This is a genomic window from Pseudobacteroides sp. (genome assembly GCF_036567765.1).
Classification (GTDB): domain Bacteria; phylum Bacillota; class Clostridia; order Acetivibrionales; family DSM-2933; genus Pseudobacteroides.
Window position 1 is genome coordinate 108,811 of sequence record NZ_DATCTU010000121.1, and the last position, 24,462, is coordinate 133,272.

The following is a 24,462-nucleotide window of genomic DNA, read 5'->3' on the forward strand; positions in this document are numbered from 1 at the left end:
AATTTATCAACTTCTGCAAGTTACTCACTTACTTTCTTTAGAGATATAATGTACCTAAAGTCAAAATCTGGATAGGATTAAAAAATTTAACCATAGTCAAGCTTTTCAACCTTGATCGCTATCGCGAGAAATTGAAAGCACACCATATCATATGTCTGATATGGTGTGCTAAACTCAAAAATCAATATTGATTACTGTCATTTTACATATAATCTTCGGGTACTTTATTAAAATGCATTGCTATAATAATAACATCACTCATATTTATAGCACCATCTCTATTTAAGTCACCATTCTCTTTATATTTTCCATCACCCGAAGTGCTGTTAAAGTGTTTTGCAATCTCAATAATATCCGACAGATTTATTGCATTGTCTTGCACACCGTTAACCTCCAGGTCTCCGGGCCACATGATAATCGGTACGCTTTGTGTGCTAATCTGTACGTCCTTTGCGATTAATACATTTTTAATTTCCCTGTAAAGATAATTTTTCTTACTCACCTTCAATGTATAGCCAACAGCATTTTGAGGAACATTATCAATCTCAAAATAACCGTTTTGGTTAGTCTCAGCGGACAATTCAGAGCCGATAACCTCCACCTTAAAACCTGATCTCAATACACCGGCTGTATCAGCTCCTAATGTCATATCAGGCTTTATAAAGCCTGATATCTTATATCCTGTTGTCGCTGTAGGCTTAGCTGTAGGAGAAGGAGGTACTGATGGAGTCCCGCCTGACGGATCCTTTCCGAATACCTGTTCACCGTTTTTATAAACGGGTATGTTTTGGGTAATCGTAAAGCTTTTCTCGTTTAACCCAGCTCTTGAGTAGTCATTTGATGCATTCCACTGAGTACCGTTATAGTTTGCTATGAAAAATTGGACATAGGATTTCCCATAAAGCTTCTGATCCGGGAAGGTTATATCTACATAGTAGATGTTTTTAGCTTCATCCCAGGGCTTGATTGGGGACATTTTGGCCCCATTGGGAGACCAATATGCATTTTGCATAAACGTTGACAAATTTACCTTTCCAGGACCAAATTCCGACAAGTCGATAAAGTATTTAAGGGATAATCCGGTTTCATATTGAGGAGGTGAAGTCAAAATATTATGCATCCAAATTTCAACCTCGGACACCTGATTGTCTTCTTTTGTTACTCTGGCTTCAGCATAATATTGAGGCGGTTCTCCTTCAATACCCGGTGTTTCTTCCGGTACCTGCCCATCCCCGTAGTATTTGCTTAATCCTGCAAGAGCCCCCACAAGACCTGCATTATAGTCCAATCCCGTCTCTGTGTATACATACTTTTCCACATCATCAATATATTCATCATTTGCATCAGCACCCCCTACGAGAGCACCATATAGAATATGCCTTTCAGGTGCTTGCTTTGTTTCATCTCCCGGCCAGCCCTCAAGCATTCCACTTGCCGCTCTATGATGAGGGAACTTGGGATAGTTGTCTCCAAACCCAACCATATAAGACATTTTCTTGGGGTTTTTACCCAGAATATAGTCAATCTGGCCTTTCGCAAAGTCAAGGTACTTCTTCTCACCCGTATTCTTGTAATGTACAAGCATAATCATACTCTCTGCCGCAGGATACTTGCACACGCCCCAGCCAGTCAGCCATTTGAGCCCACCTGGAGTAGTCTTTACAGTATTCATCCAGTAATCCATATGCTCTAAAGCTATTCTCTTGAATTTAGGATCATCTGAAATTTGAGAAAGCTTCAGGAATGTGCTGGAAAACACATAATCCCAGCAGTTGGTCCAGTGATCCTGATACTCATTATCTCCGCCCATACCTTTTTCATTCATAAGCTTATAAATATCATCCATATACCTCTTGTCGTTTGTGATAATGTAAAGCCAGGTGGCACCCCACATGAGTTCATCGTAATAACCTGAAGGTACATAGAACCCTTGTGCTTCACTGTTTCCTCTATAGGTTATACCGAAATCATATAAATCCTTTGCTGCTGCCAGGCACTTCTCGGCATATTTTAGATCTATGTCCTTGTAATTTAGGTACATAAGAGCTAAAGCAGCGGCCGCATCACCTGCTACATCCGACCCTGGTTTTTCAGGTGTAGCAACAAAATAAGTTGGCCTGTTATATGTCTGAAGCTCAGGAGGCCCCCAATAGGCATGGTCTGTATTCCCCTCACCAAACTGGTAATAGAAGGTAGTTTTGTTCGGGAAACACTTCAAAAAATAATCAGTAAAATGCTTGAGTATATTTAACATATACTTATCCTGGCCCTTATCAATAAAAACATCCTTAAACTCATAATAATTCCATGCAAGAGCCGAAGCTGAATAACATTGGGGCAGGCCGAATTTGACATGGTCTCCGCAGTCATGGAAACCTCCTGTTAAATCGAGTCCCACATCCTTGCCATCTTCAATATGGCATGGTCCACGCCACTTAATCCTGTTGTTTCCGGCATCAGGTCCGCACCAGCTTGCTTCATAAAACAAAATGGATTTTGCAAATGCATCTACATAGTTGAAATTTGTCTCTGCTGCTGACACCGGAGTTTTCGGTATAATACATACCAAAACAAATAAAACCAAAAAGAATTTGCTGATTCTTTTCATCACAAAGCCTCCCTAATGTCCTTAAATTTAAATAGCAGGATAATCTGATGATACATTATTAAAATGCTTTGCAACAATTATTATGTCACTCATGTTTATTGCACCGTCTTTATTCAGGTCTACACCTTCCTTGTATTTAGCATTATCGGCGGTAGCATTAAAGCATGTTGCAAACTCCATTATATCCGCCATGTTTATAGCATTATCCTGAACTCCGTTCCTGACCATATCACCCGCCCACATAACTAATGGGCTGCTTACCGTTCCAATTACAGTATTGTCGTTTACAACAATATTTTTTAATTCCCTCAATAAATAGCTTTCTTTAGAAATTCTTAAAGTATGGCTTTTAGCTGCAGAAACACCACTTATTTCGAAATAGCCGTTCTTGTCTGTAGTTGCAAATTTGCCATTAGCAAGTTCTACCTTAAAACCTTCCTTTAATTTTTCACTGTTTACTGCCGTAAATGAAAAGTCCGGTATTACATATCCCGAAACCTTGTATCCAGAAGAAGGAGTCGGTTTTAATTCAACAGGCTCAATCCCGAATTTCAGAGCACCTTGTACATAGGCAGTAATCTTACTATTGTCCCCAAGCTCTGTCATACTGGAGTTGTAGGAATAGTCATTTGTCTGGTCATAATTTGACGCACTGCTTTCGATTCTAAATGGTATGTCTCCAGAACTTCCTCCCGGTGGAATTTTACCTGCTTCCTTTGTAAATCCAATTTCGCAATAGGAGTCTGCAGCAGCTACAGGATTATCTATTTTGAATATAGTTCCGGTTACATTTGCTGTTCCGCAAACGGCATATTCACATACAAAAGTGTTTTGTTCGCTGCCGTCATTTGTAAACCAATAGCGAACCTTTACATTAGCTAGATCTACAGGTACAGTCCCTGTGTTCTTGATATTTATTGTAGACCTAATTGTATTTTTAGTCATATCCTCTTTCCCACGTTTGTACGAAACCTTGATTAAGGCATTATTTGCAGGCGTCACATTAGGGTTATTTGTCGGGGTAGGTGTCGGAACCAACTTTGGAGGCTCTTCTCCATATACCTTCACACCATTTAGATATACAGGCACATTTTTATATATAACATATTCATTTGTAAGATTCTTTCTGCTGTAGTCATTTGAAGAATCCCAGTGAGTCGTGTAATTCTTATCCTGCTTTACTCTGAAGGAAATTTGCAGTTCCCTGTCTCCATATATTTTTTTTCCGCTCCAATCAAATTCATAATAGTATGTTCCTGCATCATCCCATTTGAAAGGGCCTCTTAATTCAATAGGCTCCTGCTGCATGGAAATCTGTTCATCATATTCAATGGAAAAAATCACATCATCTATAGTTTGATCGTTTTCTATAAGTTCGCTTATATTGAAGAAATATTTTGCCATCATTCCTGTTTCATAATGCGGAGGCTGACTGGATTCATTATGAAGTTTTATAACGACTTGTGTGCTGTCTTCCGTTTCCCTCGCCACTTTTGCCTCACAATAGTAATCGTCAGTTCTTGGCTCCTTAGGAGGGAAATTTGGTATCGGCTCATGTCCCTCGCCGTAATATTTGTACAAGCCTGCCAAAGCACCGACAAAGGCAGCATTATAGTCAACGGCAACTTCATTGTAAGCATACTCGGTGGTTGAGTCTATATGATAATCATTTAAGTCCGGTCCTCCCGACAGTGCTCCCCATAAAATATGTCTGTGTTCTTCCGGATCATTCATACTATTTGTTTTTGATCCATGAGCTGCTCTATGGTGCGGATGTTTTGCAAAAGGCAACCCTTTCTCATAGCCATATCCAACTATATAGGAATAACCCATTGGATTTCTTCCCATAATGTATTCCATGGCACCTTTAGCCCACTTGCCGAAATCCGTTCTTTCGGGATGGTTTTTCATGTATACAAGTGCGGATAACTGAGCGGCAGCATTATAACGGGCTGATCCCCAGCCGTTTATCATTGTATATCCTGCAGGTGACGTTTTGTAATAATTTGTATCCTTTGGGTCTTTATGTTTTGCTACCCCACCTGACAAATGCTCCACATTCCAGCTTGCGATAAAATCATACAATTGATTTTCAGGAAATAACTGGTTGAGTTTTAAAAATGTTCCTCCCCATACTGCATCCCAGCAATGTACCCATGAATTATACCAGACATTCTGTTTAAAAGTGTCAGGTATTATCCTTTTCATATATCCGGTATAATTTCCAGTTTGGTCAACAGCGTTTATATCATTTATATATTTCATGTTTCCGGTACACTCATAGAGCCACACCGCAGCCCAAGCCAGTTCATCCTCATCATAATCCGAGGTGTAGTAACCGTCACCTTTATGTTTTCCTCTGTATTTTACTGCAAAATCATACATAGCCTTTGCGACATCAAGGCATTTTTTCGCATATGCCGGGTCTTCATCCTTGAAATTCATATATGAGGTGCAAAGTGCCGCAGCAGTACTGGCACAAACATCACTACCCGGAGAATCATAGGTTGCAAAATCCGCAGGCCTAGTCCTGGAATATTCTTCAGGATATAGTTCCGGCGGTCCCCAGTAGCAATGGTCAACATCACCTTCGCCTACCATGTAGCAAAATGCAATCAAACTTCCATCCTTATCGAGAAAAGAGCAGCGTAAAAATGTATCGGTAAAGTACCTTAAAAGTTCTATCATGTGCTCTTCTTCTCCTATAGCCTTGAAGGAGTCTCTGAATTCATTGAATCCCCATCCTAATGTACCGGCCGCATAGCTCTGAGGAAGACCAAACCTAACATGGTCACCTGCATCATGAAACCCGCCATGTACATCTACTGTACCATCTCCATCAGGATCAATTATGCTCTTGTACTTCCCCAAAAACTCCTTGGAAAGGGATGTATATTGAAGAGGAATTTTCGCATCCCCCTCATGACAGGAGCCTCTCCACTCAAGCTTTCCACCTTTGTCATAACCTGCCGCAGCACCGCATTTTTCCGCGTCATAAAAATAAAGTGACTTTTGCAAAGCTTCGGCAAAGTTGAAGTGGTTATAATTCTCCCACCCGGGAGCAGGCGTAAAAGTGGCAGGTGGTGCTTCCGCAAATACAATACCGGATGTAAAGATCTGCCCTGCAATCAATATTAGAGTCAACAGGATTGATAGCCAGCTATGGCTTTTAGAATAGTTTCTTTTCCTTTCATTTGTTGTAATCATTTTAAACCTCCCATAGAATAAATTTATATAATATCATTAAAATTAATAAACTATTAAACAAATAAATAAAATAAATCAACAACATATCACATAATCATGATCATCTAGACGACCGGGTAATCAGCTGATACTTTATTAAAGCACTTTGCAACTATAATTATGTCGCTCATGTTTATAGCACCGTCTTTATTTAGGTCTATATCTATCTTATAATTGGCACTATCTTTCGTTGCATTAAAGCATGCTGCAAATTCTATTATATCCGCCATATTTATGGCATTGTCCTGAATTCCGTTTCTTAACATATCACCTGCCCACATAACTACTGGAGAACTTAAAGTTCCAATGACAATATTATCATTTGCAACTATATTCCTTATTTCCCTCAGTAAATAGCTTGCTTTAGTAATCCTTAAAGTATAGCTTTTACCCGATGGAACACCGTTTATCTCAAAGTAGCCATTCTTATCCGTAGTCACATATCCACCGTCATCAAGCAGCTCCACCTTAAAGCCTTCCTTTATTTTTTCAGCACCTGATGAAGAAATTGAAAAATTGGGCTCAATATACCCCGATATCTTATATCCGGAAGGAGTAGGCTTTATTATTGTCACAGGCTCAACACCATATTTTAATGTGCCATTTACATATGCAGTTATTTTTTTGTTATCACTAAATTCTTTTGTTATATTCGAATCAAAAGAATAGTCATTTGTCTGATCATAATTTGACGTACTTTCAATTCTAAAAGGTATATCTCCGCTGCTTCCGCCTGGTACAATTTTGCCGGCATCCTTTGTAAATCCAATTTCGCAATAGGTATCGGCGTCGGCTACAGCATTATCTATATTGAAGAAATTACCCGTCACCTTTTCCGTTCCTATAAGCGCATACTCACATGTAAAGGTGTTATTATCACTATTGTCACTTGTAAACCAATAGCGGACCTTTACATCAGACAAACTTATCGGGGTAGCTCCGGTATTCTTTATATTTATTGCAGCCCTTATTGTATTTTTAAGGGAACCATCTATTGTGCCCTTGTATATTACTTTAATTGAAGCATTATTGTCTGGAGTCACCCTAGGGTCCATTGTAGGAGTAGGTGTGGCAGCCTTTTTGGGTGGCTCTTCTCCGTATACCTTTACGCCATTTAGATATACAGGCACATTTTTGTTTATTGCATAAGTGCCAGTTACATTTTTTCTGCTATAGTCATTGGATGGATCCCAGTGAGTAGCGTAATTGGAGTCCTGTTTTGCCCTCATGGAAATTTGCAGTTCCCTATCTCCGTAAATTTTTCTGCCGCTCCAATCAAATTCATAATAATAGGTTCCATTATCATCCCATTTAAATGGCCCTCTATATTCAATGGGATCATCCTGAAGTGAAATCTGTTCGTCATATTCAACAGCAAATACCACATCCTCTATACTTTGGCCGCTTTCTAAAAGCTCACTGATATCAAAGAAATACCTTATCATCATTCCCGTTTCATAATGAGGAGGCTGGCTGGATTCGTTGTGCAATTTCAATACAATCTGTGTACTTTCAATATTTTCCCGTTCTATACGTGACTCGCAGTAATAATCATCCTGTTTGGGCTCCTTAGGAGGAAAGTTGGGTATCGGCTCCTGCCCTTTTCCGTAATATTTATAAAGCCCTGCACACGCTCCCACAAAAGCGGCGTTATAGTCAACGGCAACTTCATTATAAACAAAGTCGGTTGTTACGTCCTGGTGATAATCCTGTTTATCAGGCCCTCCGGCAAGTGCTCCCCATAAAATATGCCTGTGCTCCGGTGGTTCCAGCATACTTAATGTTTTTGATCCGTGAGCCGCTCTATGGTGAACATGCTTTGCAAAGGGCAAACCTCTCTCATAGCCGTAGCCAACAATATACGAATACCCCATAGGGTTCCTTCCCATAATGTATTCCATCTGGCCTTTAGCCCAATCGCCGAAATCCGTCCTTTCGGGATGGTGTTTCTGGTACACAAGTGCACATAATTGGGCAGCCGTGTTGTAACGGGCAGAGCCCCAGCCGTTAATCATTATATATCCAGCTGGTGATGTTGTATCATAATTGTGATCGTTGGGGTCTACATGTTTTGCCTGGCCTGCCGAATGATATTCTATATTCCACCGTGCAAAGAAATCCCATCTCTCATCATCGGGTAATAAAGCGTTTAGCTTTAAAAACACTCCTGCCCAAACTACATCCCAGCAGTGGGTCCATGAATTGTACCAGGTATTTGTGTTGAAATTCTCAGGTATTATCCTTTTAATATATCCTGTATAGTAACCTTTGTCGTCGATTGAGTCTATTTCTCTTACATAATTCATATCACCTGTGCATTCGTAAAGCCATACTGCAGCCCAAGCCAGCTCATCTTCATCATAAGCCGATGTATAGTACCCATCACCGTTATGCTTCCCTCTGTATTTCTTTGCAAAATCATACATGGCCGTTGCAACAGCCAGGCACTTCTTTGCATATTCCGGATTGGAATCCTTAAAAATCATATATGATGAACAAAGAGCAGCAGCTGTACTGGCACATACATCACTTCCGGGAGTTTCAGCGGTGGCAAAATCAGCAGGCCTTGGGATATTGGCTGGATATAGTTCCGGTGGTCCCCAGTAGGAATGGTCTAAATCTCCCTCGCCTACCATATAGCAGAATGCGATCAATTTTCCATCTTTATCAAGAAAAGAGCAGCGTAAGAATGTATCTGTAAAGTATTTTAAAATCTCCAGCATATGCTCTTCCTGTCCTAGTTTTTTGAACTCATCTCTAAATTCCAGAAAGCCCCAGCCAAGAGTACCTGCCGCATAGCTCTGTGGAAGGCCGAACCTTACATGATCCCCTGCATCATGGAACCCTCCGTGCACATCGACAGCCCCGTCTCCATCGGGATCTAGAATGCTTTTATACTTTTCAATGAAGGATTTTGAGAGGGATGTATTGGATAGTAGAATTTTCTCGTCTCCCACATGACAAGCACCTCTCCACTCAATTGGTCCGTTTCCCGCTGCAGCACCACACTTTTCAGCATCGTAAAAATAAATTGACTTTTGCAGGGCTTCTGCAAAGTTAAAGTGACTATAATTCTCCCAGCCGGGAGCAGGCGTAAAGTTCGCCTGTGCAGTTGAAGGTGCAGGTGTAGCCGCTGCAAATACTGAACTTGAAATGAAGGTCTGTCCGGCAATAAGAATCCCAATCAATATGACTGGCATCAAGACCCGGCTTTTTAAAAAGCTCATCTTCCGTCCCTTTAGTGCATTCATTTTAAACCTCCCAAAATAAATCAATCTATTTATATATAATCTCTATTGATAATCTCCAGATGTTTTACTAAAATGTCTTGCAATGATGATTACGTCATTTATGTTTATGGCACCGTCAATGTTTAAATCATGACTTTCAATATATTTTCCATCTCCAGAAGTGCTTCCAAAGTGCTTTGCAACCTCTATTACATCAGACATGTTAATTACACCATCCTGTTTGCCGTTTATCACCATATCTCCCGCCCACATGCTTACAGGCGAACTCATTGTACTTATTTCTACATTCTTTGTAACAGATATGCCTGCAAGTTCACGATACAGGTATGCCGGTTTGCTTACCTTAACTGTGTAACTCGAAGCATTTTGTGGCACATTTGCTATTTCAAAATAACCGTATTGGTTAGTTAAAGCTGCGAGGGCTGTACCTGAAATTTCCACTTTAAACCCTGCTTTTGAAGCTGCCGCAGCTTCGGAACTCTTAAGAAAATCCGGCAAAACATAACCTGAAACCTTAAACCCTTTTGTTTCCGAAGGCTTAGGTGTAGGAGATGGCGAAACGGAAGGTTTTCCACCTGCCGGATCTCTCCCTGAAACCTGGACACCGTCTTTATATATCGGGATATTTTCCAATGTTTTATATTTATTGCCTATACCTTCATGTGAAAAATCATTGGAAGAATTCCAGAGTTTGTTTTCATAATAGTAAACGGCAAACTGCACATAAGTTCTGGCATATACCGGTTTGGGAAAAGTTATTTCTACATAATATATATTCCTATCCTTGTCCCACGGCTGCAGTGATGATATTTGGGCATCAGCAGGAGAATAGTACACTTTTGTAACAAATTTTTTCATATCGATATTCGCACCGGCATACTCGGATAAATCCACAAAATATTTGCAGGATAAACCAGGCTCATATTGGGGAGGTGAAGTTATAATATTATATAAATTAAGATCAACTGTAACACCGCATGAATCTTCTTCGTAAATTTTGGCATCTGAATAGTATTGAGGCGGTTCTCCTTCAATACCTGGAGTTTCTCCAGGCATCTGATCCTGCCCAAAATATTTAGACATACCTGCCAATGCCCCAACCAAACCTGCATTATAATCCAGTCCGGTTTCAGAATACACATACTCGTCTACATTGTCATGGTATTCATCATTGATATCTGCTCCTCCCACAAGAGCACCATATAATATATGCCTTTCAGGTGATAACTTTGTTTCATCTGCAGGCGGTCCTTCAAGTCTTCCGCTTGCTGCTCTGTGGTGAGGAAATTTGGGATAATTATCCCCAAAACCGACCACATAAGACATATTATTGGGATTTTTGCCGAGGATATAGTCTATCTGACTCTTTGCAAAGTCAAGGCAACTCTTGTCACCAGTATATTTATAATAAACCAGCTGAACCATACTCTCTGCTGCCGGATACTTGCAAACACCCCAGCTATCTAAAAATCTTATGCCTCCGGGAGAAGACTTTAATCTATTCTGCCAGTAATCCAAATGGTCTTCAGCGATTTCTTTATACAAGGGATTGGTTGAAAGTGTAGCTAGCTTGGTAAATACTCCTGTCAAAACATAATCCCAGCACTGGGTCCAATTGTCATTAAATGAGTTTCCCCCTGTAATTCCCTTCTCAACCATAAGCTTGTCCACATTTTCCATGTATTTGATATCATTTGTAGCAACATAAAGCCAGATTGATCCCCACATAAGTTCATCCAGATAGGTCCTGGGAAGATAGTAGCTTTGTGCTTTACTGTTTCCCCTGTAAGTCATGCCGAAGGTATACAGGTCTTTTGCATAAGCTAGGCATTTATCTGCATATTCCTTATCCCTGTCCTTGTAGTTCAAATACATTAGTGCCAATGCAGCAGCCGCATCACCCGCCACATCGGAACCGGGATCTGAAGGTGTTGCAGCATAATAAGTTGGCCTGTCATTTGTCTGGAGTTCCGGAGGCCCCCAATATTGATGATCCACATCGCCGTCACCACACTGGTAGTAAAAAGTAGTCTTGTTTGGGAAGCATTTTATAAAGTAATCGCAAAAATGCTTTAGAACATTAAGCATATACTCGTCTTGCCCCTTGGCAATGAAGACATCTTTGAATTCATAGTAAGCCCATGCTAGTGTAGAAGCAGATGCACACTGCGGAAGGCCGAATTTTACATGGTCTCCGCAATCGTGAAAACCTCCCGTCAAATCGAGTCCTACATCTTTTCCGTCTTCCACATGACACGGTCCCCGCCACTTAATTCTGTTGTTTCCGGCATCAGGTCCGCACCAGTTTGCCTCATAGAATAGAATTGATTTTGCAAATGCATCGACATAGTTGAAATTGGATTCTGCAGCCAAAACCGGCTGCGGTATAATGCCAGCCATAAAAATGGCAAGCAGGATAAATACGATTATTCTTTTCATTTCGTCCCCCCTATAGAATAGATATGTCGTTAATACTCATACCAGTTTTTTACACTTATTTTGCCATATATTTTTATTGTACTTCAATACATTAAAGAAATAAATTGAATAATTTGATCATTTTATGCTTTATATTGGTATGATAGAAAAGCCTTTCTTTTCTGCTGTATTTTTATTATAATCAACAGTGAAGCCTTGTTTATTTTTGTTTACAAAACAGCTTAGAAATTTTGTACCTAAAAAGTTATTTAATGCGAATTTTGTAATGAAGGAATAATTTTCTATAGTATATTCATGTACAATTCCTTCATCCATACCCCGTATAAACAAAAACTATATATAAATAAAAAATACTGAGGGGGATTTTTGTATGAAAAAAGTGATTCGTTTTACAAGTATTGCAACGATATTGGTGCTTGTACTGGTCATGTCTCTACCTGCTAACCTGTATGCTGCATCTACAGTTACTCTTGACTGGGGGGTCAATAATCAGACTATTGACGGATTTGGTGTTTCTGAAGCCTTTCATCAATCAAATAATATTGCCCTTTTAGGATCTACTAAACAAAAAGAGATCTACGATTTATTATTCTCAACAACTAAAGGTGCAGGTTTCTCCATCTTCCGTTCAATACTTGGTGATGGCGGAACTTGGGGAAATGCAGAAGATGGACCCAATAAGACAATGCAGCCTTCTGAAACAACATGGGACTGGAAAGAATCAAACGATGACCAGATAGCTATGTATAGGACCATCCGGGATGAGTATGGAGTTAATAAATTGCTTTATACAGTGTGGAGTCCTCCAGCCTGGATGAAATCAAACGGTTCTACATCAAGGGGAACTATTAAAGCAGATAAATATCAAGCTTATGCAACCTATTTAGCTGAACATATAAAAAACTACAAGTCTAAATTCGGAGTTGAAATTACGCATATAGGAATCTCAAATGAGCCTAACCTGGAAACCAACTATTCTTCATGCACATGGTCATCAGCTCAATTTAAAACATTTATGAAGGATTATCTGGTACCAACTTTTGATAAAGAAAATATAACTGCAAAAGTTATTATGGGAGAACCCATGGCATGTACCGAATCCTTTGCTATAGACAGCCTCAATGATGCTACTGCATCTAAAAGAACCGATATCGTTGGCTGTCATAATTATGGTTCTACATATGTAGCATTCCCTACTACAAAGTCAAAGGGAAAAGGTATTTGGATGACAGAAGTGTCAGATATGAATGGTAATGATATTACAATCGATGATGGCTTGAAATGGTCAAAAGAAGTTCATGATTTTATGACTATAACCCAGGGAAATTCATGGAGTTACTGGTGGGGTGCATGCTACAAAACCCATAATGGGGAAGGCTTGATTCAAATGAACATGAGTTCAAAGACTTATACCGTTGCCAAAAGACTTTATACCATTGGACAGTATGCAAGATTTATAAGGCCCGGGTGGCAAAGATTTTCCGCTACAGCAAATCCTGTATCAGGTGTATATGTAACTGCATACAAAGATCCGGCTACCGGTGAGTTTGCAGTAGTTGCCATAAATAACGGCTCATCAAATCAATCAGTAACATTTGATATGAAAGGTTTTTCTGCTTCATCAGTTACACCATACACAACTTCTGCAACTCAAAATTTAGCTGAAGGTTCAAATATAGCAGTAAGCGGATCAAGTTTTACAGGCAATTTGCCTGCAAAATCAGTAACTACATTTGTTGGGGCAAAGCCCACAAAAAAACTTATCGGATACGTAAAGCCAGGTTTTGAAAGTGCATCACCAGATATGAAAGCAAATTTCACAGTAGAAACTGAAGGTACATCTGCCTTAACTGACAATAATGGTTATTTTGAATTAACAAATATACCTGAGACTGCAACTGAGGTATCTGTAAAAATCAGTAAACCTGGATATCTTACCAGAGAAATCAACAATGTAAAGATTTCCGGCACGGGACTGGGAAGTGCTGCAGCTCCTGTAGAAGTCTGGGCTGGAGATATCTCTCAGGATGGTGTAATAAATATGGCAGATGTTCTCCAAATAGGCAAATATTTCGGCAGCACATCACAAGACACTAATTACAATGCCGTGGCCGATTTAAACAAAGATAATGCTGTCAACATGGCAGACGTTTTGATAGTGGCCAAACACTTCAGTGCAACTGCTGAAAGTTACCCTGCATTATAAATCAAGCAAACAGGAAATAAAATTACTTCCATACATAGTAAAACCCCGGTAAATACCGGGGTTTTACTTGATTATTTGATTTTGTTCTCAGATAACCTATTACCTTTTTGTATTTATCATAATCACATTACATCCGGTGATATGTATAGTCTTTGCTGGTAATTCTCTGCACCGGCCGACCCGCTATTACCGAAATAGTCAGTGTACTCAACCTGGTTGTTGTTGAAATTTACTTCCGAGTAGAATAGTTTATTTGAAACCTTTTTAACGGGTCCTGATTTTGATGAATATTTCACTTTAATAACGATTTTGTCAACAGGTTGAAGGGAAATAGATATATTACCGTTTTCATTTATACTTATTTTCTGAGCCATAAGCTTATATTTGGCAAAACCATTACTTCCTTGGCTAATCTTATGCAGTACCAGCCCGTTAATATTTGCACTGACCTGATACCTACCTTTGTTAGGGCCCGAATCTATCTTGGTAATCGTGAAATAATCATATGGTGCAGCAACTGACACTACTGTAACTCCTGCAGGAAAGATTTCGTTGAATGAGGCCATAGAAAACTGCAAATCATCAGCATATTCTAAATACTGCACATCATTATCAACGCTCGTAGCAGCTGCAAGTGTAACACTTAATATAGTTTGAGGTGCTATATTAATATAGCAATGGTTAGAACCTGATGTTATGCTTGATCCGCTCTCCACAGCTATGTTTTCCAATTGCGTAACTGCACCCGACATGCTGACAAAGTATATTTTATGATAGTTACTTCTCATCATACCGCCAATGTATGATGCATAACCTCCTGCAGTTCCCAGCATTGGTGCAGGCGGTGGAAGGTCAACTGCTACATACTGTGCATCACCGTCAATAATAAATGGGTTATTGGTATAAGGATCATCTATTGTTCTTACATTTGCTGCTCCATCTGCAAAAACTACAACAAACTTTGATGCGTTAATATCAGGTGAATTGTCAAGTATATAATAAGCCCTTCGCATTCCATCTCCAATATTTCTCATCGGAGTACTTGTTCCTTCTAAAAATTCACTCTGAGGTTTCAACCTATCAATATATGCCTTCAGAAATGCAACATTAGCCGGTCGTGATAAAGAGAACAATGCATTATTATATGAGTCCATAGCTACAACTGCAGTTTTTGCGTAACTGATAATACCAATTCTAGTATCGGTTCCGGCAAATCTATCGATGAACGCTTTTGCTGCCTCTTTTTCCTCTAGGAGGCTAGAGTCAAAGTACTCTTTAAGTTCTGCAACTATATTAGAATATCCTTGGTCTATTATATTAATTCCATATGTACAGGATGTGATAGACTTTGCAATAATTTTTCCATTTATTGTAAAGTTTGAGCCACTTAGATATACATTGCCGTTAGGAGCATATATGATTCCGTTCATACTTCCGTTGTTACATTGTATTTCTACGTCACCACCTGAATATATACACATTGACGAGCCTGCATCTTGAGATACATTAGTTCCTTGAATGGTAATCTTCTCCTTTGCTGCAACTAACCCAGTTCCTTTATATGAGTCAACTGAGATTATCAGTGATTTTTCGGCATAGACCGGAGAGTCAAAGTTTAATGTTTGTCCAGTTGGTGCCACTGTGGGAGATGGATAATACACACCACGTTCCTGAGCATTCTGCTTTAGTGAATCAAGAGGAATAGAAGCCATACCCTTTATTACAGATACATTGCCTGGGACTTTAGTAGATGCTCCGTTATTCAATGCACAACCTTCGGCAGAAACAGAACTTCCTGAAAGGGTTCCGCCTATAAATTTAGAACTGCCATATGTTGCAAATAACGATGAAACAGCTTCAATATCGCCCTCAAAAGTTGATGAGTCCCATGAAGTTTCAATATTTATTTTGCTATTGGAATGGACACTGCCTTTTACTTTTATACCTGAAGATTCAAAGTATAGTTGTTTTCTCTTATCTAATGAAGTATCAGTTTCCCCGGCAAAAAGTGTATATTTGAAAATGTCATCATTGAATGGTTCCGAGCCATTGGATGCTCCCATACTTGCAGAGGTATCCAGTGCCAATATAATTTCCTTGTTTTTTTCCTGGGCTTGAATTTCTACATCACTTCCCAGTGAATACTGAAGGTTTTGAGTATCAAATGGCTTCAATGACGGAATCACATTTGTAGTTATCACGCGTGAAATGTCCAAAATTTTTACATCCTCAGGAACCGCAGGTACTAAGTTAGCCACTACACTATCCGGTGGTTCAGGAGAAGGCAGCTCATCATCTATAACTGCAGGTGTGGGGGTAGCTGCGGGTGTCGTTGTGCGTGTAGCTGTGGGAGTAGGAGTAATACCGGAAGTTGTTGGAGCACTTGCCAATGTACCGGTAGGTTGTGGAGTATGGCTGTTGGATGCACTAGGAGTATTTGTTGGTGCAGGTGTAGGAGTTTTTGTCGGTGTAGAAACTTTCTGGGGGGGTGCAACTGTTGCAATAGTGTTGTTATTTTTAAACACTTTAAATTCGTATATGCTTGCCCAAGCTCCATTTGGCATTCCAGTTACCGTAATACGCACATAGCGCACGCCATTTGCCAGGAAATAATCTGATTGAACATCATCAGATTCTGTATTATTTGATCTATCAACCTTCATAATCCAATTAATGCTGTTTGATGATACATCTATTTTGTACCTGTATATCTTTCCTAAATCCTTCTTCCAAAAAACTTCAGTACCTGCTATATTATAAAATCCACCCAGGTCTACTTGCAGATAGTGACCTGCGTCATCATTGGCAGCACACCATCTTGTCGAAGCATTTCCATCAACTGCATAGCCTGCAAAGAAACTATTTGCTGGTGGATTTGGGTTATACCCGTATCCAAATCCTTGATAAGGATTATATCCGGGATAGAAACCGTTATTGTTTCCTGTACTGTAATTATAATATTGTGAATCTGATATTGCCATTTTATTCAATGCAATATTTTGCATGGTTGGTGTTGGTAAGACTTTAGTTGGTGTTGGAGTACTTGTAGGTACACTTGTAGGTGTGTTTGTCGGCGTTTTTGTAGGAGTATGTAAAGATGTATTTGTTGGGCTATATGTAGACGCCTTTGTTGGAGTACTTACCGGAAATGTAGTTGGAGTATAAGTCGGAGCAGTAGTACTTCCCCCTGAGAACATAAACCAGTCAATATTTACAGAGCCTGAGAACACGAGATATAGGTCGTAGGTTCCTCCTACACTGGTAACGCTGCATGTTTTCTCTGCATATGTATTCCAGCCCCCTGTTGATGTTAAATTCAAGGTGCCTAAAAGTGTACCTGATACACTGTTTAGTCTTATCTGAATATTCATAGAATTTGCTGTTGCAATAAAAGCCTTGAATGATGTTGCTCCGCTTCCGAAGTTGATATTTCTATAAACAAGATAGTTGCCGTTATTAATATACCCGACACCGCTTCCTCCATTTGTAGTGGTTATCTTTTGAATGCTTGCACCATTAAAACTACTGTAGTCTTCGGCCTCCAACCTTGAAAAAGCACTATTCTGGGTTGCCGATATAGTTGGTGTTGGTGTAGCAGTTGGAGTTGGGGTCGGGGTTGATGTTGGTGTATTGGTCGGAGTTGGTGTATTGGTCGGAGTTGGCGTTGGTGTTTTAGTAGGAGTTGGTGAATAGCTTGGTGCTGTTGTTGGAGTAGCATTTGGTACGTTAGTTGGTGTAGGTGTTTGGGTCTGAGTGGGAGTTGGCGTTTTAGTAGGAATGGGAGTCGGGGTTGGCGTTGGTGCTACATCTGTTGAAAAAGTAAACCAGTCAATATCCACACCTCCCGAGAATACCAAACAAATATCGTTTATTCCCGTAACTCGAGATATATTACAGGAACTCACACGGTAAATATTCCAGTTACCTGTAGGCCCTATTGTAACTGTTCCCAATTTCGGACCGTTTAGATTATATAATCTTATGTCTATTGTAGCTATTGCCTGGTAGTTAAATGCAGCATTTACCTTAAACGAGATTGCCCCAGTGCTTCCAAAGTCCACTGAATTGTATATCATATGGTCCCCGCCAAAAATATATCCCATACTGTATTGACCATTACCTAAACTTATTGACTGCATGGTTCCAGAGTTAAGGATATTATAGTTTTCTGCTTCTATTCTCGAAAAAGCACTCCTCTGGGTTATCCATGTATATGGTGTTGGAGTTGGGGTAGGAGTTGGGGTTTTTGTATATGAAGGCACAGGAGTTGAAACAATATTTGATGAACCTCCCGGTATTTGCCCCCAAACCAGATTGCCTCCAATATGTGCTGTTACTTTTGTCCAGTCAACATAATTCGTTGCATAATTATTAAAAGAATAATCATTATTTTGATTATAGGAATTATTATCCATTTTTGTAAACCTTGTCTGGATAACTATTGAGCTTCCTGCTTCAAAGCTTGCTGAAGAGTTAAATCCCAGTTCAAAATAATAATCGGCATCCGATTGAGGGTTGGGCATTTTAACAAATTTTCCGGTAATATTACTTATTGACAATGTTGACCAGTCACAATAAAATTGCTGTTGGAATTCACCATCTATAGTATAGTAATACCTCAATTTAATATCGGAAAAGCTTATTGAGTTTGTACCGGTATTGGTTATTTTGAACTGAGGATACACAACTATGGAAGGTCCAGATTTATTATTGTTGAAAAACTGTACCTGAAGTGAATTTGTGGCAGCGTGAACCTTGCTGTCAAAAAAAGGAGCCATGTTGAAGAAGCCTCCGAATTGTACAAAGAAGAAAACAAAGCATATAAGCCATGTAAACAATCTTCTCTTGGACATAATTAATTCCTCCTAAGAACTTATTTTTTTAGGCTTAACCGACTAATAGAAAATAGGAATTCAAATTAAATAAATAAAAAAAATTAAATATATTTAAAAATTATGTTGAAACTCGATTGATATGTAAAAATGTTAAAATCTTGAATTTGGCAAAGTAAAGAACAAACAGCATTGACCCTTAGGAGCAAGCTAAAAATAACCATTGGAAAACGCAAGGAAAGTTATTTTTGATGTAATTCAAAGGAAATTTTCTCTTTGATGTTTTTGAAGTGAAATAATCCCAATAAAATAAAATTTATACAAACAGCATATCTCTAATACAATTATACCACTTTATTGTGCCTGAGTAAATAGGAATTTGGTCAATTATGGTGCCAGTTGCAAAGAGCTGTGCCGATATGGAAACTATGAAAATAAAAGAAATGGCATTAAAGATTAAACAGAACATTAGCAAAGTAATTGTAGGAAAAGATGAAATAATTGACCTTTCACTAATTGCACTAATCACTTCCGGACATATTCTTTTAGAAGATGTCCCTGGCATGGGTAAAACCTTACTGGCTAAAACCCTTGCCAAATCCTTAAACTGCCTGTTTTTTCAAATATTCTCCTGGCAGATGAGATCAATAGAGCTACTCCCAGAACTCAATCAAGCCTTTTGGAATGTATGGAGGAAAGACAGGTAACTATAGACGGTGAAACCAGGCCTCTTGACAAAACTTTTATGGCCATTGCAACCCAAAACCCTGTTGAAACATACGGAACTTTCCCTTTACCCGAAGCACAGCTTGATAGATTCTTATTTAAAGTTTCAATAGGCTATCCTTCAAGTGGAGAAGGGTTGGAAATTTTGAAACGGTTTATTGCAAACAATCCAATAGATTGTATTGAACCTGTTGCATCATCCGATGAGATTCTTAATGCTCAAAAGTCCTATTGCAGAGTTCATGTAAATGATGATATTTTAAAATACATTCTGCAAATTATAGAAAAAACAAGAAACCACCCCGATATAGCTCTTGGTGCAAGCCCCAGAGCCAGCCAGGCCCTATTAAAAGCTTGCCAGGTATATGCAATCCTCTAGGGCCGAAGCTATGTACTTCCTGATGATATAAAACATCTTGCGAACCCTGTTCTAGGCCATAGATTGATACTGAAAAACTCTATTCTGGGAAGAGGCATCGATAATATGCAAAGTATTTTGAATCAAATTATTTCAGGTACTCCGGTACCATCTGAGGATAATATATTGAAAGCATCCAGATAATTATGAGTGCCGGTTTGTTAATAATATCAACATTGATTATTGTATATATCCAGGCGTTTATTTACAAAAGTTGGGGGCTGAAGAATCTTATATACTCAAGGTCATTTAGTTTATCCCATGTCTTCGAAGGTGAAAATGTTCAAATGATTGAAGTAATATCCAACCATAAGCTAATACCAATAGTATGGCTTCAACTTGAGTCGGAAATTACTCCCTATCTCCAATTTAAAAATCAAGCAAACCTTGATATAAGGCACCAACAATTCCACAGAAGTTATTTCAGCCTCTTACCCTTTACCAAAATTACCCGTAAACATACTGTCAAGTGCAGCAAACGAGGCTTCTATACCCTAAAATCCGCAGTTCTTTCATGCAATGATGCCTTTAACAGGGATTATCAGTATGGTGATTCAATGAACCGAATAAACTGGAAATCAACTGCCCGAACCAGTAATATTAAAGTTCATAACACAGACTGCACATCAAACATTAAGATCATAATACTGTTAAACATTCAATCAATGAAAAATAGCTGGGACGATAACACCGATATGGGTCTTATGGAAAAGGCAGTATCTTATTGTGCCTCAATCACCAACCACATGATATCGCAAGGCATTGATACGGGGTTTTGTTGTAACTGCTATTCATCGCAAGATATAAAAAAACCTGTTCTTATACCGGCGGGTGCCGGCTGCGGCCATGTGAACCTGCTGCTGGAATCAATAGCCGTTATGGAGCTAAAGAAAACAATACCATTTCACTCGCTGTTAGACGACTTATCTGATAGCTTTGCAAAAAATGCTGATTTCTTGGCTATAACGTCTTATGTTAATAATCATATGAAAAAAAGCATTCAAAGAATAAAAGATTTAGGCTGTAAGGTTGAAATACTAAACTTGTGCTAAAGGATGGTTTGTATGACTGCTTTTCTAAAACATATTGCGATTAAGTTTATACAATCTGCTATCAAGATTTTATTTATATTTCCTATACTGCTCCTTATAACGGTAATTGAACTTCCCATTACGGGAATTTTTCCGGTTATATCAGGGTTGTCTGTTTTCTACTTAACAGGTATACTTGTAGGCTATTTTCTTAAAGATAAATCAAATGCTCTATATATAGGTATTAGTTCTATAATAGGACTAATCACCTATTTCATAATCGGTTTTTTAAACCCATTTTCAATCTTATATACTATTATGATAACAGTCTCAATTTTCAGGGGTATCCGTATTAGCAGCAGCAATTGGATAAAACAATCCCCTGTACCTGTCTTTACTTTACTCTTTACATTATATTTTATTTTCAACGCACTGTTTCTCACGTCTGACAACCTTTATCGCCATAAAGGTTTACTAAATATATCGGGGTTTGCAATGATAGCTGTATTTCTTCCAATCTGCAGCTTTGACCAGCTAAAGGCTGCTTTTTTCAAATCAGAAAATAAAATTTATATTCCCTAACAGTAGTTATAAGCCTGGGATTTATAGTTTTTACAATATACGTTGTCATTAAGCTGATACGGAATATAGCCCATTGGTTTTCAAACAAGTCTCAAAAGAATAGGACTAAAGAAAATACACTCGGTTATGTAGATGAAAAAGAGACATTATTAAAGTCTAATTTACGACATTGGCCAAATTTCAAGTATATATTTCATCTTATAAACAAAAAAGAATTGTCATGGAAAGATCTTAATACAAACAGGGATAAAGTAAGGTCTATATACAAGCATAAAGTTTGGAGCTTTGTAAAAAAGAGGTTATAAATTTAATGACAAGCTAACGCCAAATGAGCTGGGCTATGATTTAGAGGGGCTTTACAAGGAGGATGCTTCATGGCTTACTTCCGCCTATAACAAGGCACGTTACAGTTATGACATGGTGGAAGCCGTTGAAGTTGAAATGCTGGCAAAAAAATATGGTCATAAGCTGTAATTTCAAGGAATCCTATTCGCTTAATACGGATCGGTGTGCATCAATATGCTTCGGTATTAATGTATTGCATTATATAGTTTTTATTATTATAATTATTAGGGTTGTAGGTTATAATTAATCTACAACCCTAATAATTTGCAAAGGAAGTAATGAAATTGTTTAAAAATGTTTTAACTAAATATAGCCAATATATAATTCTAGCAGTTTTTTTAGCTTTAGGTTGTTTATTGGATGTATTATTTGCTTCAGATAAGAAAATTGCTATTCTTGCAATGGCTATGTGCTCAATAAGTGTATTCTTAATTGGTCATCTAGATATTAAAATCAGCTTTAAGTCTATATTTATAAATCTAGGTTACAACTTAATAATATTGCTATTAACATATAATACACAAATCTATTTATTAAACGTTTTTATACTGTCATTCATGTTGTGGCATCTTATAACACCATACATTGTAAGATACAAAGTACTCTTAAGCGTTGCTTTTCCTGTTGCAATTTTATCATCATATATAGTTCCCTTATTTAATCTGCGAATACCGCTTTTTCCAATATTATTATATCCCATTTATCTTTTAGGATATATGGTAAATGGAATGCAATTGAGAGAGATAAAGAGGTCATTGGTAATAATAATTCTAAATATATTATCGTCAACTCTTGGTGTATCTCTATTTATTTTGAGAATTAAGCAACATTTAAATAGTCAAAATATAAAGCTGATTGATTTTTCTGTTGGCCAATACAAAATGGCTATATATCAGCCTTTCTATATAATGTTACTGATTTGGCTGGCAGGAAGTGTTGGTTTTCTATATATTTATATTTTTCAAAATTTTATAAAGAAAAGTCCGGAAGAAAATGATTCTCATCAATTATTCAAGAAATTTTCGAATATTACTTTGCAGTTTGTAAAATTTTTTATATTTGTTGGGTCTTTTATATTTATTGCCGAACTTGTTACCAGACAAAATATAAAGGCTACCCTAGCTGCTATTACTACCCCGTCAATAATGTTTAATTTTATAGTTTTGTCAACTATCACGCTGTTTCTTACTGGAACTTTAGGAAAGTTTTTATCAAAAATCCTGGTTGTTGTTGTAATGACAATCCTGATTATAGCCAACTTTATTAAATTCATATATTTTGATGAGCCTTTTTACCCATGGGATATGTATTTAATAAACGAGGGAATAAGAATTTCCAAAGAATATGTTAATCTTCCGCTAATATTTTCAATATTATTTATATTGGTTGTAGGATTTATTATTCTTTTAATACTCAAAAAAAACATTCGCAATCGTTTCAAACCAAAATTACTTCTAAATATTTTACCCTTTGCTCTTATATTGCTTGTTGTAAACGGATTAATAATAAATTCGCCAAAGCAGCTTGTAAAGCTGGGTATTGCAAAATCCTGGTATATAGGTAAACAGGAAATGCAAGATAACGGCTTGCTTGTTCAAAGCTACATGTATATAAAAAATTATAAACATTATACATTTTCCAAGCCTGAAGGGTATTCAAAAGAAAAACTCAACGAAATTACAACAAGGCTTTCAGAAGAGTTTCCCCAGAATAACAATACACAAGTAAAGCCCAATGTTGTTTTGATAATGTCTGAAAGCTTTTGGGACCCGACCAGGCTTAAAAATATTAGCTTTAATGAAGATATAATGAAAGGATTTTCAAAATATAAAAAAGGGGATATTGTTTCGCCTGCAATCGGAGGCGGAACAGCAAATGTTGAGTTTGAAGCATTGACAGGCTTATCAAACTACTTCTTTCAGCCTGGAATACTTACCTATAACGTGTATATAAGAAGAAATACGCCAGGGCTTGCTTCGGTATTTAAGGACAATGGCTATGAAACAATTGCAGTTCACCCATTTTTAGCTGAAATGTATAACAGAAACAAGGTTTACAAGTTTTTGCAGTTCGACAAATTTCTAACTTCAGTAGATTTTGATATAAAAAAAGACGTCAAAGGTCCCTATGTATCAGATGAAAAATTCAAGGATAAAATCTTGGAACTTTTATCTACTGAAGGCAAACCAAAATTTATATTCGGACTTACAATGCAGAATCATGACCCTTACGTAAATAAATATAATAAGTTAACAGTAACCGCAAAATCAGATAAACTTAATGAAGATGAAAAGCACATCATAAGCACTTATGCAGAAGGTATAAAAGACAGTGCCAATGCTCTAGACGAGCTGATTCAATCTATAAAAGCCTCGGGAATACCAACTATTGTTTATTTCTTCGGAGATCATTTGCCAAGGTTTGGCACAGTTAATGACATGAAAAATATCTACAATCGTTTAAACCCGGAAAGTGACCCATTACAAAAAGAATTCAGAAATTATTTGGCTCCATATGCTTCATGGTCTAATATAAAGGAAACAAGAAAATTCGATAAGCCCTTTTCTCCGTCACATATAGCTTTTGAAATATTGAAAGACTCAGGAGTCAAGTACCCTAGCTATTTTAATGTTCTAAAGGGCCTAGAAGAAAAAAATCTATATCTGCATCAAACACTAAGCACCAATATTGATACAACCAATCAGTATTTTAAAGATTACAAGATGATTGAATACGATATAATTAACGGTAAACAATATTTGCTTGACAAATAGAATC

At 37.9% G+C, this 24,462-nt stretch carries 10 protein-coding genes and 1 pseudogene; 4 read left to right on the top strand and 7 right to left on the bottom strand.

The genetic code is table 11. From position 1 onward, the window contains the following. Nucleotides 1-202 precede the first annotated feature (202 nt). From VIO64_RS20345 to VIO64_RS20365, 5 genes are all read right to left on the bottom strand, one after another. Nucleotides 203-2,608, bottom strand: a complete 2,406-nt coding sequence (locus tag VIO64_RS20345; protein ID WP_331921576.1) for a glycoside hydrolase family 9 protein — start codon at nucleotides 2,606-2,608, stop codon at nucleotides 203-205. Between the two features lie 27 nt (nucleotides 2,609-2,635). Continuing rightward, nucleotides 2,636-5,815 carry a glycoside hydrolase family 9 protein gene (locus VIO64_RS20350; protein ID WP_331921577.1) on the bottom strand — a complete coding sequence of 1,060 codons (3,180 nt, stop codon included), beginning with the start codon at nucleotides 5,813-5,815 and terminating at the stop codon, nucleotides 2,636-2,638. A gap of 104 nt (nucleotides 5,816-5,919) precedes the next feature. Next, a complete protein-coding gene (locus VIO64_RS20355; protein ID WP_414705325.1) occupies nucleotides 5,920-9,081 on the bottom strand; it encodes a glycoside hydrolase family 9 protein in 3,162 nt (1,053 codons plus the stop codon). 66 nt (nucleotides 9,082-9,147) lie between these two features. After that, nucleotides 9,148-11,544 (bottom strand): glycoside hydrolase family 9 protein, encoded by a 2,397-nt coding sequence (locus VIO64_RS20360; RefSeq protein WP_331921579.1) that lies wholly within the window; start codon nucleotides 11,542-11,544, stop codon nucleotides 9,148-9,150. Nucleotides 11,545-11,673: 129 nt separating this feature from the next. Continuing rightward, a complete protein-coding gene (locus VIO64_RS20365) occupies nucleotides 11,674-11,859 on the bottom strand; it encodes a hypothetical protein (RefSeq protein ID WP_331921580.1) in 186 nt (61 codons plus the stop codon). Nucleotides 11,860-11,914: 55 nt separating this feature from the next. On the opposite strand from VIO64_RS20365, the gene VIO64_RS20370 reads away from it, so the two are divergent. Then, entirely contained in the window at nucleotides 11,915-13,750 is a 1,836-nt protein-coding gene (locus VIO64_RS20370; RefSeq protein ID WP_331921581.1) for a glycoside hydrolase, read from the top strand. Nucleotides 13,751-13,872: 122 nt separating this feature from the next. Here VIO64_RS20370 and VIO64_RS20375 read toward each other — a convergent pair whose 3' ends face one another. Then, nucleotides 13,873-18,603 (bottom strand): carbohydrate-binding protein, encoded by a 4,731-nt coding sequence (locus VIO64_RS20375; RefSeq protein ID WP_331921582.1) that lies wholly within the window; start codon nucleotides 18,601-18,603, stop codon nucleotides 13,873-13,875. 398 nt (nucleotides 18,604-19,001) lie between these two features. Here VIO64_RS20375 and VIO64_RS20380 point away from each other — a divergent pair. Beyond that, nucleotides 19,002-19,870 (top strand): annotated as a pseudogene (locus VIO64_RS20380) (AAA family ATPase). A 143-nt stretch (nucleotides 19,871-20,013) separates the two neighbouring features. Then, a complete protein-coding gene (locus VIO64_RS20385; protein WP_331921583.1) occupies nucleotides 20,014-20,778 on the top strand; it encodes a DUF58 domain-containing protein in 765 nt (254 codons plus the stop codon). Between the two features lie 1,432 nt (nucleotides 20,779-22,210). Here the strand turns inward: VIO64_RS20385 and VIO64_RS20390 are convergent. Further along, nucleotides 22,211-22,384, bottom strand: a complete 174-nt coding sequence (locus VIO64_RS20390; RefSeq protein ID WP_331921584.1) for a hypothetical protein — start codon at nucleotides 22,382-22,384, stop codon at nucleotides 22,211-22,213. 34 nt (nucleotides 22,385-22,418) lie between these two features. Here VIO64_RS20390 and VIO64_RS20395 point away from each other — a divergent pair, with 34 nt between their 5' ends. Beyond that, entirely contained in the window at nucleotides 22,419-24,458 is a 2,040-nt protein-coding gene (locus tag VIO64_RS20395; RefSeq protein WP_331921585.1) for an LTA synthase family protein, read from the top strand. The last annotated feature ends 4 nt before the right edge of the window (nucleotides 24,459-24,462 follow it).

Bases quoted from the DNA above. Each gene is read 5' to 3' on its own strand.
- VIO64_RS20355 (WP_414705325.1), bottom strand. From the start codon at position 9,081: ATGAGCTTTTTAAAAAGCCGGGTCTTGATGCCAGTCATATTGATTGGG.
- VIO64_RS20350 (WP_331921577.1), bottom strand. From the start codon at position 5,815: ATGATTACAACAAATGAAAGGAAAAGAAACTATTCTAAAAGCCATAGC.
- VIO64_RS20360 (WP_331921579.1), bottom strand. From the start codon at position 11,544: ATGAAAAGAATAATCGTATTTATCCTGCTTGCCATTTTTATGGCTGGC.
- VIO64_RS20375 (WP_331921582.1), bottom strand. From the start codon at position 18,603: ATGTCCAAGAGAAGATTGTTTACATGGCTTATATGCTTTGTTTTCTTC.
- VIO64_RS20365 (WP_331921580.1), bottom strand. From the start codon at position 11,859: ATGGATGAAGGAATTGTACATGAATATACTATAGAAAATTATTCCTTC.
- VIO64_RS20370 (WP_331921581.1), top strand. From the start codon at position 11,915: ATGAAAAAAGTGATTCGTTTTACAAGTATTGCAACGATATTGGTGCTT.
- VIO64_RS20385 (WP_331921583.1), top strand. From the start codon at position 20,014: ATGATTGAAGTAATATCCAACCATAAGCTAATACCAATAGTATGGCTT.
- VIO64_RS20390 (WP_331921584.1), bottom strand. From the start codon at position 22,384: ATGGGATATAATAATATTGGAAAAAGCGGTATTCGCAGATTAAATAAG.
- VIO64_RS20345 (WP_331921576.1), bottom strand. From the start codon at position 2,608: ATGAAAAGAATCAGCAAATTCTTTTTGGTTTTATTTGTTTTGGTATGT.